13 protein-coding genes are annotated in these 14,592 nt (G+C 68.7%); 12 read left to right on the top strand and 1 reads right to left on the bottom strand.

All coding sequences use genetic code 11. The annotated features are described in order from the left end of the window. The first annotated feature begins 96 nt into the window (after window positions 1-96). The 4 genes from AB0I14_RS07495 (at window position 97) to AB0I14_RS07510 (ending at window position 4,241) form a co-directional block, all read left to right on the top strand. Window positions 97-1,329 carry an ATP-binding protein gene (locus AB0I14_RS07495; protein WP_358018160.1) on the top strand — a complete coding sequence of 411 codons (1,233 nt, stop codon included), beginning with the start codon at window positions 97-99 and terminating at the stop codon, window positions 1,327-1,329. After that, complete coding sequence (locus tag AB0I14_RS07500) at window positions 1,326-2,468, top strand: tetratricopeptide repeat protein (RefSeq protein WP_358018163.1); 1,143 nt, start codon at window positions 1,326-1,328, stop codon at window positions 2,466-2,468. Before AB0I14_RS07495 ends, AB0I14_RS07500 begins: the two co-directional genes overlap by 4 nt. Before the next feature lie 130 nt (window positions 2,469-2,598). Further along, complete coding sequence (locus tag AB0I14_RS07505) at window positions 2,599-3,678, top strand: catalase family peroxidase (protein WP_358018166.1); 1,080 nt, start codon at window positions 2,599-2,601, stop codon at window positions 3,676-3,678. Continuing rightward, window positions 3,675-4,241: a cytochrome b/b6 domain-containing protein gene (locus tag AB0I14_RS07510; RefSeq protein WP_358018169.1), complete on the top strand. Its 567-nt coding sequence runs from the start codon at window positions 3,675-3,677 to the stop codon at window positions 4,239-4,241. Before AB0I14_RS07505 ends, AB0I14_RS07510 begins: the two co-directional genes overlap by 4 nt. 5 nt (window positions 4,242-4,246) lie before the next feature. Here AB0I14_RS07510 and AB0I14_RS07515 read toward each other — a convergent pair whose 3' ends face one another. After that, window positions 4,247-5,194, bottom strand: a complete 948-nt coding sequence (locus AB0I14_RS07515) for an alpha/beta hydrolase (protein ID WP_358018171.1) — start codon at window positions 5,192-5,194, stop codon at window positions 4,247-4,249. On the opposite strand from AB0I14_RS07515, the gene AB0I14_RS07520 reads away from it, so the two are divergent. The 8 genes from AB0I14_RS07520 (at window position 5,157) to ribD (ending at window position 14,429) form a co-directional block, all read left to right on the top strand. Next, window positions 5,157-5,915, top strand: a complete 759-nt coding sequence (locus AB0I14_RS07520) for a lysoplasmalogenase (RefSeq protein ID WP_358018174.1) — start codon at window positions 5,157-5,159, stop codon at window positions 5,913-5,915. The two genes, AB0I14_RS07515 and AB0I14_RS07520, sit on opposite strands and share 38 nt — an antisense overlap. Then, window positions 5,912-7,912, top strand: a complete 2,001-nt coding sequence (locus AB0I14_RS07525) for a primosomal protein N' (protein WP_358018177.1) — start codon at window positions 5,912-5,914, stop codon at window positions 7,910-7,912. The genes AB0I14_RS07520 and AB0I14_RS07525 overlap by 4 nt, the downstream gene beginning before the upstream one ends. Before the next feature lie 48 nt (window positions 7,913-7,960). Continuing rightward, on the top strand, window positions 7,961-9,787 hold the full coding sequence (locus AB0I14_RS07530) for a DUF2207 domain-containing protein (protein WP_358019025.1): 1,827 nt from the start codon (window positions 7,961-7,963) through the stop codon (window positions 9,785-9,787). Then, a complete protein-coding gene (locus AB0I14_RS07535) occupies window positions 9,781-10,317 on the top strand; it encodes a LemA family protein (protein ID WP_358018180.1) in 537 nt (178 codons plus the stop codon). Before AB0I14_RS07530 ends, AB0I14_RS07535 begins: the two co-directional genes overlap by 7 nt. Before the next feature lie 33 nt (window positions 10,318-10,350). Further along, entirely contained in the window at window positions 10,351-11,280 is a 930-nt protein-coding gene (gene fmt, locus AB0I14_RS07540) for a methionyl-tRNA formyltransferase (protein WP_358018183.1), read from the top strand. Further along, window positions 11,277-12,689, top strand: coding sequence for a transcription antitermination factor NusB (locus tag AB0I14_RS07545; protein ID WP_358018186.1), 1,413 nt, complete (start codon window positions 11,277-11,279; stop codon window positions 12,687-12,689). Before fmt ends, AB0I14_RS07545 begins: the two co-directional genes overlap by 4 nt. Before the next feature lie 64 nt (window positions 12,690-12,753). Next, window positions 12,754-13,431: a ribulose-phosphate 3-epimerase gene (gene rpe, locus AB0I14_RS07550; protein ID WP_358018189.1), complete on the top strand. Its 678-nt coding sequence runs from the start codon at window positions 12,754-12,756 to the stop codon at window positions 13,429-13,431. After that, window positions 13,428-14,429 (top strand): bifunctional diaminohydroxyphosphoribosylaminopyrimidine deaminase/5-amino-6-(5-phosphoribosylamino)uracil reductase RibD, encoded by a 1,002-nt coding sequence (ribD, locus tag AB0I14_RS07555; RefSeq protein WP_358018192.1) that lies wholly within the window; start codon window positions 13,428-13,430, stop codon window positions 14,427-14,429. Before rpe ends, ribD begins: the two co-directional genes overlap by 4 nt. Window positions 14,430-14,592: the final 163 nt, after the last annotated feature.

Consider the following 14,592-nt stretch of genomic DNA (forward strand, 5'->3'; position numbering starts at 1 on the left):
TGTACGTGGAGTAGAAGTCCTCGCAGAAGTAGGTGATTACGCTATCGCTGCGCGGTCTCGTTGGCGGACCGTCTGCGGGTGGGAGGATGGCGTGGAATGGCTGTAGACCCTCAGCTTCTGGCTGCGATCGACGGCGCGGTCCACGCCGACCCGGCCAATCGAGCATTGCGCCTACACCTGGCGGACCTGCTCCTCGACGACGGGCAGCACGTCGCCGCACTCGGTCACTGTGAACTGTTGCTGCAGCAGTCGCCCGGGGACGCCGACGCCCTGGCGCGCAAGAACGCCGCGCTGGCAGGGTTCGGCATGTCCACTCCCGCACCGCAACCGACCGCCACCGAGCAGGTTCCACCCGTGCCGCCGCCGCCATCGCCGCCGTCGGCTCAGCCTCAGCAGGCCGAAGCATGGGCCACGACCGACGACGATGACGATGCCATCCCGGTGAGCGACCTGATGGAGATCGTCCGGCCGGAATTCACGCTCGACGATGTGGCCGGGATGGAGGACGTCAAACAACGGCTGCGGATGAGCTTCCTCGAACCGATGCGCAATGAGGAGCTGCGCAAGTCGTTCGGGCATGCGCTGCGGTCCAGCCTGCTGCTGTGGGGACCGCCCGGTTGCGGCAAGACTTTTCTGGCCAAGTCGCTGGCAGGCGAACTCGGGCTGTTCTTCATCCATGTCGGCATCGCCGACATCCTCGACAAGTGGCTGGGCAACAGCGAGCGCAACATCAAGAGTGTCTTCGACGAAGCCCGGCAGATGCGTCCGACCGTGTTGTTCATCGACGAACTCGACGCGCTCGGCCACAAGCGCGCGCAGACATCGAGCTTCGTCCGCAGCATCGTCAACCAGTTGCTGCTCGAACTCGACGGCGCAACGAGCGACAACGAGGGGATATTGGTGCTCGGGGCGACCAACCAGGTATGGGACGTCGACCCCGCGCTGTTGCGGCCCGGCCGCTTCGATCGCAAAGTGCTGGTCCTGCCTCCCGATCGTCCCGCAAGGGAGGCGATCCTGGCACACCACCTGCGGACCAGCCCGACCGATCGGCTGAACCTGGCCGCGGTGGCCGAGCGCACGGACGGGTACTCGGGTGCGGACCTGGCCGGCCTGTGCCGTGGCGCCGTCGAGTTCGCACTGCACGACTCGGTCCGACGCGGCTCCACCCAGCCGGTCAACCAACGTCACCTCGACGCGGCGCTCAAGGACACCCAGGCCAGCACGGCATCCTGGTTCAGCCTGGCGCAGAACTATGTCGCGTTTGCCGAAAATCGGGACGACTACGCCGAACTCGAACGCTACCTCGTGAGGAGGAAGAAGCGGCGATGACGTCAATTGCCGAGCGTGCGGCCGAGAAGGTACGGGTACTTCTCGATCTCGACCGCAATGAGGAAGCAGCCCAGGCGGCACGCGCCGGCTTGCAGAGCGACCCGAACAACGCCGAGTTGCTGGGACTGCTTGCCTCCGCGCTGTCCGCGGACGGTCACGTGGGGGAGGCCCGGAAGTGGTCTGAACGCTCCCTGGCCATCGACCCGAACCAGGCCTGGGTCCACGACATCCGGGCGCGAGCCATCCTGAACGGCGCCGGAAAGCCGAAGGAGGCAGTCGAGTCTGCCAGTGCGGCAGTGAGACTCGTGAACACCCACGCCTACTACCGCTACACGCTGACGCGCACCCAGCTCGGGGCCAAACAACGCAAGGCCGCGCAAGCGACCGCGGAGTCGATCCGCACCATCGCCCCGGCTTCCCCGTTGGGCCCGCTCTCGGAAGCGACCGTCGAGATCGACCGCGCGAAGTTCTTCAGCGTTCGTCCGGTGTGGGCGGTGGTGGCCGTGGTGGTGACCCGGGGTGCCGTCCTGCTTTTCTGGGCCATCGCGTGGCTCTACATGTATTTTCGGCGGCGCGGCCCGCTGCGGCGTGCTGACGCCCACCTCATGGAAGCGCTGCGCCTCAACCCCGGCGACGCCTTTACGCACAGCGTCGCTGCCGATGTGGCCCGATACCGTTTCCGGTTCATCCGGGCCGTCGACTCGACACTTGCGTCGGCAGCAATCGACGCCCACATGGTCGACGCGGCCGACCTGGCCCGTGACATCGTGCGCAGAACCACGGCGATCACGGCCGCCACCTTCGCGGTGTGGCTCTTGCTCATGCTGATGCTGTTCAGCACCACGAAGCACCCGGTCGTGATGGCCATTGTCGGAACAGTGCTGATGGCGGCCGCAGCAGCGGGGGTCGCCTGGCTCTACGAGGAACAGACCAAACGGCTGCCGCCTGGCGTCCAGCGGCTCGTCCAGCGCCGATGGGGCCTGCCGGCCACGGTGCTCGTGATCGCGGCGTGGCTAGCTCTCATGGCCGCGAACAACCCGCTGAACATCGCCATCCCTACGGGCGTGGGCGCAGCGATCCTGCTGGCCGGCTTCGGCGTGTTGACCGCGAAGCTGGTGTCCGCCAGACGCATCGGCTGACCGGTGTTGAAGGGGCAGACCGGGCTGGATACTCACAGACACGGCATCGCGCTCGGCCGAATGAACGGTCTGCGGCCGCATTCCGTTTCACACTGGACGGAGTCCGGCGGCGAAGAGGGGTGCGACCACGATGGAATCCGATGACGTTCCGGAGCTCAACCGCAGGAGGACGCTGCTGGGGTTGGCCGCGGTCGGCGGAGTTGTCGCCGTCGGCGTGGGTGGCCTGGCCGAGGCGGCGGGCTGGCTGCGGCCGGACGCGTTGACGCCGGCAAGGTTCGCCGATCGCTTCGAGCAGATCTCCGGCCGGCACGAGGGATTCCGGCGTAACCACGCCAAAGGCCTGGCCGCGACGGGCACCTTCACGAGCAATGGCGCAGGCGCCGAGGTGAGCCGTGCGGCGGTCTTCAAACCCGGCACCGTGCCCGTCGTCGGCCGGTTCTCGCTGTCGGGCGGACTACCCGATCAACCTGACAAACCCGACACCGTCCGAGGGCTCGGTCTGATGTTCCGGCTGCCCGACGGTGAACAGTGGCGCACCGCGATGGTCAATCTCCCGGTGTTCCCGGACAGCACGCCGCAGGGTTTCTTCGACCGGATGTTGGCCTCGCGGCCCGTACCAGAGACCGGAAAGCCCGACCCGCAGGCGATGGCGGCGTTCCTGGCCGGCCATCCGGAAACTGCGGCGGCAATGAAGATCATCAAGCAGGCTCCGCCGAGCGCAGGGTTCGCCGACGATACGTATCGCGGTCTCAACGCCTTTCGGGCCACCAACGCTCAAGGCGCGACGACGGCGATCCGTTGGGCTGCCATGCCAGTGGCATCGGAGCAGCCCGCCGAGCAGGCGCACGGCAACGACAAGAACGTTCTGTTCGACGCCCTCATCGACACGATTGCCCACGGCCCGGTCAGCTGGAAGCTGATCCTCACCTTGGCCGATCCCACCGATCCCACCCGCGACGCGACGCTCCCGTGGCCGCAGAACCGCGCCACCATCGACGCGGGCACCATCACCATCCACGCCGTGCAGACCGAGGCCCCCGGCAACGCCCGCGACATCAACTTCGACCCACTCGTGCTGCCCGACGGGCTGGCCGCCTCCGACGATCCGCTGCCCACCGCACGGTCGGCGGTCTATGCGCGCTCATTCAATCGGCGGGCCCGAGAACCCAAGTCGCCCAGCGCAGTCGTCGTCCCCGGGGATGCGCAATGACCACCGAAACGAAACCGCCGATCACGAAGTTCAACCTGGCGGCCAGGATGCTGCACTGGTCGATGGCGGTCATGGTGATCGCGCAGTTCTTCATCGGCGTCACCATGATCGCGGCGCTCAGTTACTATCCGCTGCTGCTCGCGATCCACCGGCCGCTGGGCATCGCCATTCTGGTATTCGCGATCGTGCGGCTGGTCAACCGGCTCACCCGCCGACTGCCGCCGTTCCTGACGACGATGAGTCCGCTGGAACGTCGCATTGCCAGCTACTCCGAATACCTGCTGTACGCACTGCTTTTGGTGCAGCCACTGATCGGGTGGGCCATGCTGTCGGCGGCACAGTCACCGGTCGTGTTGGCCGGGGCGCTGCACCTTCCGGCGATCGCCCCGCACAACATCACCCTCTACGCGGCGTTGCGCACCGCTCACACCGTGGCCGCCTACCTGCTGTTCGCGACCTTCACCGCGCACATCTGTGCGGTGCTGTTCCACACCCTGGCACTACGTGATGGCATCATCCGTCGAATGTCGTTGTGGCCCAGCAGGAACCGAGCCGAGAACTAGCGGCGTCAGTCGTGCAGCGCCGCCCGCAGCGCGGCCATCGCCCGGTCGAACGATTCGGTGGCTGCCGGGACCACGCCGACGTAGCCGAGGTAGCCGTGCACCAAGGTCTCGGCATTGTCCAGCTGCACGGGAACACCGGCGGCAGACAACATTTCGGCGTAACGGATGCCGTCGTCGCGCAACGGGTCGTGCCCGGCCACCGCGATGTAGGCCGGCGGGAGTACGGACAGGTCCGCCGCGCGCGCCGGCACCAGCGTGGCCGGCGGATCGGAGAGGTCCACATGCCCGGCGTACCAGCGCGAGAACCCTGTGACGGCATCGAGCCCCAGGATCGGCGCCTTTGCGTTCTCGGTGAACGACGGCAGGCTGGTATCCCAGGTGGTGGCCGGGTACCAGAGCAGCTGGAAGCGCAGCGCCGGAGCGCCGGCGTCACGGGTCAGCTGTGCCACGACGGCGCTGAGATTGCCACCCGCCGAATCGCCGGCCACGGCCATCCGGTCGGCGTCGACACCCAGTTCTGCGGCGTTGGCGGCCACCCACTGCGTTGCCGCCCACACATCGTCGACCGCGGCGGGGTAGGGATGCTCGGGGGCCAGCCGGTAGTCCACCGACACCACGACCGCGTCGGCGGCCACGGCGAGCTGGCGGGCAGTGCCGTCGTAACTGTCCAGGTCACCCAGCGCCCAGCCGCCGCCGTGGATGAACACCACCACGGGCAGTGTCGTGCCGTCAGCGGCCGGTGGCCGGTACACCCGCACCGGGACCGGGCCCGCCTGGCCGGGCACCTCTCGGTCCTCGGTCTTCACCTCGGGATGGACCGGCAGCCGCGGTATCTCGCTGAACTGGCGGCGGGCTTCCTCGACACCGATGTCGGTCGACAGTTGGAACGGCACCGCCTCCAGTACCTTCTGCAGGATGGCATCGACAGCTGGTTTCTCGTCAGCAACGGACATTCCGCAACCGTACGCACACCGCGTCACGGTGTGGTTGTGGGTGGTGGCCGCGGTCGTCGCGGCGGGTTACGGGGTGTTCCTGATCGTCACGGCTATGCGGCTGCCCGCGGGGGCGGACCTGACCGGTCAATTCACCCTCCAACCTGCGGTGAAGGCACTTGCAGCGGTCCTGCTCGCGGCGGCGGCGTGCGCTCATCCGATCGTGCGGGAACGGCGCTGGCTCGTCGGTGCGCTGGTGTTCTCCGCACTCGGCGACTTCCTGCTCGCGATCCCGTGGTGGGAGCCGTCGTTCGTGCTCGGATTGGCCGCCTTCCTGGTCGCGCATCTGTGCTTTCTCGGCGCGCTGGTGCCGCTGGTGCGACGTTCGACGCCGCGGCTGATCGCCGTCGCACTCACCGTCCTCGCCTGCGTGGCGCTGCTGACCTGGTTCTGGCCCCGGCTCGTCGAACAGGGGATGGTCGTTCCGGTCGTCGCCTACATCGCCGTTCTGGGGGCGATGGTGTGCACCGCCCTGCTGGCCCGGCTGCCCACCCCGTGGACCGCGCTCGGGGCGGTGTGTTTCGCCGTGTCGGACGCGATGATCGGCATCAGCCAGTTCGTGCGTGGTGACCAACTGCTGGCCGTCCCGATCTGGTTCGGCTACGCGGCGTCACTGGTGCTGATCACGGCGGGTCTGTTCTTCGGCCGGGCGTCGGACAAGTCTGCTAAAGCTGTGCAGTGACGATCACCCGCCGCGCCGCCGGGCATGAACCCATTGCGCGGGTGCTTCCTCTGCTCACCGTTCCGCACCTGGACCGGGAGTTCGACTATCTGGTGTCGGAGGAACAGTCCGACGACGCCCAGCCCGGTGTGCGGGTCCGGGTGCGGTTCAACGGCAGGCTGGTCGACGCCTACCTCTTGGAGCGACGCTCCGACACCGACCACACCGGCAAGCTCGGCTGGCTCGATCGCGTCGTGTCGCCTGAGGCGGTGCTCACCCCAGAGGTCCGGCGGCTAGTCGACGCTGTCGCCGCCCGCTACGCCGGGACACGTGCGGACGTACTGCGCCTGGCGGTACCGCCGCGCCACGCCAGGGTCGAGAAGCAGACCCCGGAAGAGCTGGAACCGGTCTCGGTCGACCCCGTCGACACCAGCGCCTGGGCCCGCTACGGCCGCGGTGAACAATTCCTGACCGCCGTCGGTGAGGGTCGGGCGGCACGGGCGGTCTGGCAGGCGCTGCCCGGGGAGAACTGGGCGCACCGGTTGGCCGAGGCCGCCGCGGTGGCGGTGAATGCGGGACTGGGCGTGGTGGCCGTGGTGCCCGATCAGCGCGACGTCGACGCGCTGTACGCCGCGGCCACAGATCGGGTGGCGGAGTCACGGGTGGTCGCGTTGTCGGCCGGGCTGGGCCCGTCGGCCCGGTACCGCCGCTGGCTGGCGGCGCTGCGGGGCCAGGCCCAGGTGGTGATCGGCACCCGCAGCGCGGTGTTCGCCCCGGTGACCAACCTCGGACTGGTCCTGGTGTGGGACGACGGCGACGACAACCTCTCCGAGCCGCGCGCGCCCTATCCACACGCCCGCGAGGTCGCCATGCTGCGCGCCCACCAGCTGCGCTGCGCCGCGATCATCGGCGGCTACGCGCGGACCGCCGAGGCGCAGGCGCTGGTGCGGACCCGCTGGGCCCACGACGTGGTGGCGTCCCGGCCGGTGGTCCGGGCCGCCGCACCGCGAGTAGTCGCCTTGGAAGACAGCGGATACGCCCAGGAACGCGACCCGGCCGCCCACACGGCGCGGCTGCCGTCCATGGCGCTGCAGGCGGCCCGCTCGGCGTTGCAGGCGCAGCACCCGGTGCTGATCCAGGTGCCGCGGCGCGGGTACGTTCCCGCGCTGGCCTGTGCGCGGTGTCGCGCGGTGACCCGCTGCCGGCACTGCACGGGCCCGCTGGCCCTGCCGGACCGGGGTAGTGCGGCCGCGGAATGTCGGTGGTGCGGTCGGGCCGAACCCGCATTGCGTTGTGGGCGTTGCGGTTCGGATGCGGTACGGGCGGTCGTGGTGGGGGCCCGACGGACCGCGGAAGAGTTGGGGCGGGCCTTTGCCGGTACCTCGGTGATCACCTCGGGCGGGGACGCGGTGATCGGCGCGGTGGGGGATGGGCCGGCCCTGGTGGTCTGCACGCCCGGCGCGGAGCCGATCGCCGAAGGCGGTTACGGCGCGGCCCTGCTGCTCGACGCGTGGGCGCTGCTGGGCCGGCAGGATCTGCGCGCCGCCGAGGACACGATGCGCCGGTGGATGGCCGCGGCGGCCCTGGTGCGGCCGCGCACCGAAGGCGGTGTGGTGGCCGTGGTCGCCGAGTCGGCGATCGCCACCGTGCAGGCGCTGATCCGATGGGATCCGGTCGCGCATGCCGACGCCGAACTCGACGGCCGTGGTGAGGTGGGATTGCCGCCGGCGGTGCACATGGCCGCCATCGACGGGACCACGACGGCGGTCGCGGCCCTGCTCGACACCGCCCAGTTGCCCGACTCCGCGGAAGTTCTCGGGCCGGTGGAACTGCCGGCCGGCGCGCGTCGCCCGCCCGGCCTGGACGCCGACGCCGAGGTGGGCCGGATGTTGGTCCGGGTGCCGCGCGACGGGGGTTTGGAGTTGGCGGCGGCACTACGCCGGGCCACCGCGGTGCTCAGTGCGCGCAAGGATCAGCAACCATGTCGTATCCAAATCGACCCGTTACACATAGGGTGATGCCAACACTTCACCCGGTACCGGTGAGTGCCGAACCAGGAGGCTGCCGTGCGCCGGGTGTGGTCGTGGTTGTTTACGTTGGGGCTCATCGCTTTTGGCCTGCTGTGGCCGCTGGTGTTCACGGGTGGCTCGGGGTCGGGGGCCGGCGGTCCGGCCGATCCGGTGGTGATCACCGACTACCGGGCCGATTTCACCGTCGACGCCGATGGGCGGATGACGGCGGTCGAGACCGTCACCGGCAATTTTCCCAGCGGACGGCACGGCATCTTCCGCTACTGGGACGTGGCCAACCAGAACAACTCCAGGCTCCGGCAGGTACCCGAGATCACCTCGATCACGATGGACGGCTCGCCGGCGCCCTACCAACTGCTGTGGGAGAGCGGTAAACGGTTCCGGGTGGCAAAGGTCGGTGACCCTGGCTCCACCCTGAACTGGGGCAGTCACGTGTTCGAGATCCGCTACACGATCGACGGTGTCCTCGACCCGGGCACTGTCGGTGCCCGCCGTCAGTTCGCCGCGAACACCGGCAACCCCGATGCGCGATCGGCGTTCTACTGGAACGTCGTCGCACCGGCCTGGAACAACACGATCGAACGGGCCGACATCTCGGTCACTCTGCCGGGCGAGGTGACCGGGGCCGGTTGCAGTGTCGGAGTCGGCGTCGGTGATGCCTGCGCGGACCTGCGCACGGAGGGCAACGCCGTGCGGCTGGTAGCGACCGACCTGGAGCCGCACACACCGGTGACTCTGCGCGCCGGTGTCGACGTGGCCACACCGGCCCAGACGACCCTGCCGTGGCCGTACACCTGGGACCGCATCCTCGGCCGGTCGGTGACCGCACTGGCCTGGTTCGCCCTGCTGAGCGTCGGTATGGGACTGCTCGCCTACTTCTGGTCGCGGACCATCGTCGAACCGCCACCGGGATTCCCGGTGCAGTACGCCCCGCCGGAAGGGCTGGGGCCGGTGCAGACAGAGTTCATCCGCACCGAGCATTTTCCGAAGAACGGGCTCAGCGCGACCTTGTTTCACCTCGCCGAGCGCGGACTCGTGGAGCTGCGGCAGGTCAGCGACAAGCACTGGGAAATCAAAGGTCTCGCGAAACCGGCAGATTGGGCCGATGTCGATCCCGTCGGCATCGAAGTGGGGGCCGCACTCAAGGTGATGTCGCCGGGCGCCGAGTTCGCCGCCAAGAACACCGCGACGTCGGGAAAGAAGCTGGCCAAGGCCAAGGCTGACATGGTGGTCGCGGTGCGGAAATGGGCCTTCGATGGCGGCTTCATGGTCAAGCGCCGGAAGGAACTGTGGGTTCTTGTCGCCAATGTGGCGGCATTCTTCGCCGCGCTGGCAGGCTTCTGGTTGTGGTTTGGAATCCCGATCACGTTGTGCGGGTTGCCCTTCGCGGTGTTCTTCGTGTTCTCGGTGAGCTCCTGGTCTGGCGGTGTGGGCACCCGCCGCACTGCCGCCGGCCGGGAATTGTGGTCGAGGGCAGAGGGTTTCCACCGTCTGCTGTCCACTGATTCGGCCGAGACCAGGTTCGACTTCGCCGCACGCAAAGACCTGTATCTGGCCTATATCCCGTTCGCGGTGGCCGGTGGCGCCGCTGCGCTGTGGGCCAAGAAGTATCAGGACAGTCTGGGGGCTGCTGCACCCCAACCAAATTGGTATAACTCGTCGTCATCGTCGTCGGACAGCAGCCACGGTTTCACCGGCGGATCCGGCGGCGCGGACTTCGACAGTTTCGAATCGGCACTGTCGTCATCGATCGGGGCGTACACCGCCTCGCAGTCGTCGTCCTCTTCGTCGAGCGGCGGGTCCTCGTCGTCCGGTGGAGGTGGCGGCGGTGGTGGCGGAGGGGGAGGAGGCGGCTCGTGGTGAGACTGCTGTTGGTCGTGGTGCTGGTGCTCGCAGTGGCGGTGCTGGTGGGCTTCGTCGTGGGCTACAACAAGCTGCGGGCGGCGGACGTGCGTGTCGCCGAGGCGCTCGGCGGCATCGACGTCGAGTTGACTCGCCGGGCCGCTCTGATCCCGGCGCTGGTGCAGGCCGTGGCGACGTTCGCCTCGCACGAGACGGCGGTTCTCGGCAGGGTCAGTGGCGCCCAGGCTGCCCTGGCCTCGGCGACCGGTGGTGCTTCGGTGGTTCAGCGCAGCAGTGCCGAGCGTGATCTGGACAGTGCACTGACGGGCGTGCTGGCACTGGGATCGTCCTACCCGCAACTCAATTCGTCCGCGAACTTCCTGAACTTGCAGGAGAACCTGGCGGACACCGAGAACAAGCTGGCGTTCGCCCGGCAGTACTACAACGACGCGGTCGCTACCCTCAACCGTCTCGTCGGAACGATCCCGTGGGTGTATCTGGCGCCGCTGGCCGGCGTATCGGAACGGGAGTACTACCAGGCGCCACATTAGGGAAGCGGCGGGCTGGATCCCTAAACTGATTCGGTGCGCCTTGTCTTTGCCGGAACTCCAGAACCCGCCCTCCCGTCGTTGCAGCGGCTGATCGACTCGCCCCGCCACGATGTGGTCGCGGTGCTGACCCGGCCCGACGCGGCCGCCGGGCGTCGCGGCAAGCCGGCACCATCGCCGGTCGCGAAGCTGGCGCTCGAGCACGACATACCGGTTCTGCGGCCGGCGAAGCCCAACTCCGACGAGTTCGTCGCCGAGCTGTCGGAGCTCGCACCGGACTGCTGTGCGGTGGTCGCCTACGGTGCTCTGCTGAGCGAGCGCCTGCTCGCGGTGCCGCAGCACGGCTGGATCAATCTGCACTTCTCGTTGCTGCCCGCCTGGCGCGGGGCGGCACCGGTACAGGCCTCCCTGGCGGCGGGCGAAGAGGTGACCGGGGCCACGACGTTCCTGATCGAACCGGCCCTCGATTCCGGTCCGGTCTACGGAGTGGTGACCGAGCGGGTGCGCGATACCGATACCGCGGGCGATCTGCTTGGAAGGCTTGCTGATTCGGGTGCTGCATTGCTGGAGTCCACTCTGGACGGCATCGCCGAGGGTGCGCTGACCGCGGTGCCGCAGCCGGCCGACGGCGTCAGCCTGGCACCCAAGATCACGGTGGAGTCGGCCCGGGTGCGCTGGGATCTGCCGGCCCACGTCATCGACCGGCGCATCCGTGCGGTCACCCCGAATCCCGGTGCCTGGACGACGATCGGGGACCTGCGGGTCAAGGTCGGTCCGGTCACCGTGGAGCAGTCGGAGGTTTCGTTGGGCCCCGGTGAGATCCGGGTCGAACGCAACGCGGTGCTGGTCGGTACGGGCTCGCAACCGATACGGCTCGGGCAGATCCAGCCGCCCGGCAAGAAACTCATGAATGCCGCCGACTGGGCCCGCGGCGCGCGGTTGGAGGAAACGGTGCGCGCATCATGACCAGGCCATCGAACCGCCCGAACCGGCCCAACCGCGCAACGCAAGCCAAGCGCCCGACCAGGCGGACACCGCTGGACCCGGCCCGCCGGGCGGCGTTCGACGTGCTGCGCGCGGTGTCGGAGCGCGATTCCTATGCCAACCTGGCCCTGCCCGCGCTGCTGCGGGACCGGGGGATCGAGGGGCGCGACGCCGCCTTCGCGACCGAGCTGACCTACGGCGCCTGCCGGACCCGAGGGTTGCTCGACGCGGTCATCGCCGCGGCAGCCGGGCGCCCGCCCGAGCAGATCGATCCGGTGTTGCTCGACCTGTTGCGTCTTGGCACCTATCAGCTGCTGCGCACCCGGGTTGAGCCACACGCCGCGGTATCTACCACCGTCGAACAGGCCGGCATCGAATTCGATACGGCCCGAGCCGGTTTCGTCAACGGCGTACTCCGTACGATCTCCCGCAGCACCGAGGCTGAGTGGATGGAGCAGCTGGCGCCGTCGGCGGCCACCGATCCGGTCGGGCATGCGGCGTTCGTGCACGCCCACCCGCGGTGGATTGCCCAGGCTTTCACCGACGCGCTGGGGGCCAGGGCCGGCGAACTCGACGCTCTGCTGGCCAGTGACGACGAGCGTCCCGTGGTGCACCTGGCGGCGCGGCCCACGGCGCTGACCGCCGCCGAATTGGCCGCACAGGCCGACGGCACGGTGGGCCGCTACTCGCCGTATGCGGTTTACCTACCGGGTGGTGATCCCGGACAGTTGGCGGCCGTGCGCGACGGTGCCGCCCAGGTCCAGGACGAGGGCAGCCAGCTGGTGGCACGTGCGCTGACCCTGGCCGAACTCGACGGCCCGGACACCGGCCGCTGGCTCGATCTGTGCGCCGGGCCGGGCGGCAAGACCGCCCTGCTGGCCGCCATCGGCGCGGCTTCGGGCGCCCGGGTCACCGCGGTCGAGCCGGCGCCGCGCCGTGCCGACCTGGTCGAGGAGAACGTCCGCGGGCTGGACGTCGATGTGCGTCGCGTGGACGGGCGGGAATCCGGCCTGGAACCCGGATTCGACCGGGTACTGGTCGACGCTCCCTGCACGGGCTTGGGCGCGCTGCGCCGACGCCCGGAGGCGCGGTGGCGTCGTCAGCCAGGGGATGTCCCCGGGCTGGCGAAACTACAGCGTGAGCTGCTAGCCGCGGCCATCAAGCTGACCCGCCCCGGCGGCGTGGTCCTCTATGCGACCTGTTCACCTCATCTGGCCGAAACGGTCGGGGTGGTGGCCGACGCGGTGCGCCGGTATCCGGTCACTCAGCTGGACGTGCGGGAGTTGTTTGCCCCGGCCGACGACCTCGGCGACGGACCGCATGTCCAGCTGTGGCCGCATCGGCAGGGCACCGATGCGATGTTCAGCGCGGTCCTGAAGGTCCGCCGATGAGCGCTTGCGCGAAGAGCATGTCCGATGAGCGCTTGCGCGAAGAGCATGTCTTAGGGTGATCGCCATGGCAGAACCCCTGATCGCCCCGTCCATCCTGTCCGCGGATTTCGCGCGGCTGGCCGATGAGGTCGCCGCGGTGGCCGGGGCCGACTGGCTCCACGTCGATGTCATGGACAACCACTTCGTGCCCAACCTCACGCTGGGTATGCCCGTCGTGGAGTCCTTGCTCAAGGTGACCGACATCCCGATGGACTGCCACCTGATGATCGATCAACCCGAACGCTGGGCGCCGCCGTACGCCGAGGCCGGTGCCTACAACGTCACGTTCCATGCCGAGGCCACCGACAACCCGATCGGCGTGGCCCGCGATATCCGCGCCGCCGGCGCCAAGGCCGGTCTGTCGGTGAAACCGGGCACCCCGTTGGAGCCATACCTGGAGATCCTCAAGGAGTTCGACACCCTGCTGGTGATGTCGGTGGAGCCGGGGTTCGGTGGGCAGAAGTTCATCCCGGAGGTGCTGTCGAAGGTGAGCACGGTGCGTCGTCTTGTTGACGCCGGAGAATTGACCATCGTCGTCGAGATCGACGGGGGCATCAACGCCGACACCATCGAGCAGGCGGCCGAGGCCGGCGTGGACTGCTTCGTGGCCGGCTCCGCGGTGTACAGCGCGGCCGATCCGGCCGCTGCGGTGAAATCGCTGCGCCGGCAGGCGGCGAGCGCCTCGCGACATCTGACGCTATGACGCCCGAGGCCGCGATGCGGCTGGCCATCGAGGAAGCCGAACAGGTCAAGGGCTCGACGTACCCCAACCCGCCTGTCGGCGCGGTGATCCTGGACCGGGACGGGCAGATCGCCGGGGTCGGCGGGACGCAGGCCGTCGGCGGCCCGCACGCCGAGGTGGTGGCGTTGCAGGCGGCCGGCGACCGTGCCGAGGGCGGCACCGCCGTCGTCACGCTGGAGCCGTGCAATCACCACGGACGTACCCCGCCATGCGTGGATGCGCTTCTGGCAGCAGGGGTTTCGAAAGTCACCTATGCGGTTTCCGACCCCAATCCGGACGCGGCAGGCGGGGCGCAACGCCTCGCCGATACCGGTGTCACCGTCAGCACCGGACTGTTGGCCGACGAGGTCGAAAAGGGACCGCTGCGTGAGTGGCTGCACAAGCAACGAACCGGATTACCGCATGTCACATGGAAATTCGCCACCAGCGTGGACGGCCGTAGCGCCGCCGCGGACGGTTCCAGTCAGTGGATCACCAGTGAGGCGGCCCGCGCGGACGTTCATCGCAAGCGGGCGGCGGCCGATGCGATCGTAGTGGGTACCGGGACGGTGTTCGTCGATGATCCGACGCTGACCGCACGCCGAGCCGACGGCACCCTCACCGATCATCAACCGCTGCGGGTGGTGGTGGGTATGCGCGAGGTGTCGCTGGACGCCAAGGTGCTCAACGATGATTCGCACACGATGCTGATCCGGACGCACGATCCGCATGAGGTGATGCGGTCGCTGGGCGACCGGACCGACGTGTTTCTGGAGGGCGGGCCGACTCTGGCCGGGGCCTTCCTGCGAGCCGGTGTGGTCAACCGGATCGTGGCTTATGTGGCGCCGATCTTGCTGGGCGGACCGATCACCGCGGTCGACGATATCGGGGTGCCGAGCATGGTGCACGCGCAGCGCTGGCGGTTCGACGGCATCACCGCCATGGGGCCGGATGTTCGCCTGAGTCTGGTGCCCAACTGATAGCGGACTCGCAGTAGTTAGCCAGTTTGAGTTAGGGTGACCTAAGTTACGGTCCCGAAATGTCGGGCAGTGTCGGTGATGATCGGTACACTCGTACCAAAGCGCGTTCGCTGCCGAATGTGCGCCGGGTGAACACGAGCAAAGGACGCGACCATGACTGCAC

It is taken from the genome of Mycobacterium sp. NPDC050441, from assembly GCF_040655355.1.
Classification (GTDB): domain Bacteria; phylum Actinomycetota; class Actinomycetes; order Mycobacteriales; family Mycobacteriaceae; genus Mycobacterium.

Bases quoted from the DNA above. Each gene is read 5' to 3' on its own strand.
- AB0I14_RS07495 (WP_358018160.1), top strand. From the start codon at position 97: ATGGCTGTAGACCCTCAGCTTCTGGCTGCGATCGACGGCGCGGTCCAC.
- AB0I14_RS07500 (WP_358018163.1), top strand. From the start codon at position 1,326: ATGACGTCAATTGCCGAGCGTGCGGCCGAGAAGGTACGGGTACTTCTC.
- AB0I14_RS07505 (WP_358018166.1), top strand. From the start codon at position 2,599: ATGGAATCCGATGACGTTCCGGAGCTCAACCGCAGGAGGACGCTGCTG.
- AB0I14_RS07510 (WP_358018169.1), top strand. From the start codon at position 3,675: ATGACCACCGAAACGAAACCGCCGATCACGAAGTTCAACCTGGCGGCC.
- AB0I14_RS07520 (WP_358018174.1), top strand. From the start codon at position 5,157: ATGGCATCGACAGCTGGTTTCTCGTCAGCAACGGACATTCCGCAACCG.
- AB0I14_RS07515 (WP_358018171.1), bottom strand. From the start codon at position 5,194: ATGTCCGTTGCTGACGAGAAACCAGCTGTCGATGCCATCCTGCAGAAG.
- AB0I14_RS07545 (WP_358018186.1), top strand. From the start codon at position 11,277: ATGACCAGGCCATCGAACCGCCCGAACCGGCCCAACCGCGCAACGCAA.
- rpe (WP_358018189.1), top strand. From the start codon at position 12,754: ATGGCAGAACCCCTGATCGCCCCGTCCATCCTGTCCGCGGATTTCGCG.
- ribD (WP_358018192.1), top strand. From the start codon at position 13,428: ATGACGCCCGAGGCCGCGATGCGGCTGGCCATCGAGGAAGCCGAACAG.